The sequence below is a fragment of the Liberiplasma polymorphum genome, assembly GCF_043951795.1.
Lineage (GTDB): Bacteria > Bacillota_I > Bacilli_A > Izemoplasmatales > Izemoplasmataceae > Liberiplasma > Liberiplasma polymorphum.
In genome coordinates this window covers 1-1,680 of record NZ_JBIOAG010000076.1, presented here as the reverse complement: position 1 = coordinate 1,680, position 1,680 = coordinate 1, and the positions used below count along the sequence as shown (strand labels likewise).

General features: G+C 38.9%; 1 protein-coding gene. It reads left to right on the top strand.

Translation table 11 applies throughout. From position 1 onward, the window contains the following. Positions 1-102: 102 nt before the first annotated feature. On the top strand, positions 103-1,563 hold the full coding sequence (locus tag ACHAJD_RS09815; protein ID WP_435585690.1) for an IS1182 family transposase: 1,461 nt from the start codon (positions 103-105) through the stop codon (positions 1,561-1,563). The last annotated feature ends 117 nt before the right edge of the window (positions 1,564-1,680 follow it).

Sequence of the window (1,680 nt, the reverse complement as noted above, 5' to 3'; positions counted from 1 at the left end):
TTTTTTTTGAGTTTTCCAGTGGAAAACTAATCCCTTAAATGGCGTGATTTAGCTTTTAATGACACTTTGTGTATAGTATAATAGAGGTAAGGGTGTGATACGATGTTAAAGCGGCAAACTGAACTTAAGTTGAGTGCTTATTCAGAACTATATGAACAGATCATTCCTAAAGACAACTTCCTGCGAAAGATGTTGGAGTTGGTGGATTTCGAGTTTATCTATGATGAACTTAAAGACAAATATAGTGAGTCAATGGGTCGTAATGCGGTAAACCCCATTATGATGTTCAAATACCTTTTACTGAAACAGATTTATCCCTGTTCGGATGTTGATCTTGTCAACCGTGCGATGGTGGATATGTCGTTCAAGTATTTTTTAGGTTTGACACCAGAAGCGAGTGTCATTGAGTCATCATCGTTGACTAAGTTTCGACGAGAGCGGTTGAAGGACTCTGAACTTTTAGACAAGTTGATAGCTATAACCGTGATGATCGCTAAAGAAAATGGGCTCTTGAGAAACAAGACCATCATTGTCGATTCGACGCATACAGGCGCACGATTCAACCAAAAATCACCGCGTCAAGTATTGCAGGAGAAAACAAAAAATCTTCGGAAAGAAATCTATAAACTTGATGAACGTTTCAAGGACAAAATGCCAAAAAAGCCTAACAATGGCATCTTAGAAGATGAAATCGACTATACAAAGACATTATGCACCCTCATAAAAAAGGAAGAAAGATTCATCGCCTATCCTCATATCCAAGAAACACTCAACTATCTAGATGAGATTGTCGACGATCATTTACATGACTTGAAATTATCAAAAGATGAAGATGCAAGAACAGGCCACAAGACAGCAGACACGTCCTTTTTCGGTTATAAGACCCATATCGCGATGAGCGAGGATCGCATCATCACGAGTGCCGTTGTGACATCGGGTGAAAAACACGATGGCAAGCAACTGAAAGCATTGCTTGAAAAAACGCGACAAGCGGGTATGGAAGTCGATGAAATCATCGGTGACGCCGCTTATTCAGAAGCCGAAAACATTGAAATGACAACCAATGAAGACATCCAACTCATTTCCAAATTGAGCCGCACAGTATCTCAAGGGAACAAACGAAAAGTTGAAGGTTTCTTCTTCAATAAAGACGCAGGGATGATGGTGTGTCCTGAAGGACATATGGCTTTTAAGAAAGTAAGCACAAGGCCCGAAAAGCACAAAGTCGATGGTAAAGGGACCGTTGAAACATACTTCTTCGATATAGAAAAATGCAAGATTTGTCCTCTGAAGGAGCAGTGCTATAAAGAAAATTCAAAAACGAAATCGTATTCTATCTCCATCAAATCAAATATTCACCACAATCAAATGAATTTTCAAAATACTGAGTATTTCAAATCGCGTGTAAAAGAGCGCTACAAGATCGAAGCAAAAAACAGTGAAATGAAACATCGTCATGGGTATGCGACCGCTCAATCCCATGACCTTTTCGGTATGACCCTGCAGGCGGCAACCGCGATATTCGTCGTCAATATGAAACGAATTATGAAAGAAATGGTTTAATAGCATAGACCTTTTTACTTTTTTTTATGTTTTCACCAAAAAAAGAGGCCCAAATCACTTTTGAAACTAATCAAAGTTATTGGTCTCTTTTTGTTAAGGTAGTTTTTCAGTGGCTTC

What these genes read in the sequence shown, in the direction of transcription:
- ACHAJD_RS09815 (WP_435585690.1), top strand. Translation starts at nt 103, where the DNA reads ATGTTAAAGCGGCAAACTGAACTTAAGTTGAGTGCTTATTCAGAACTA.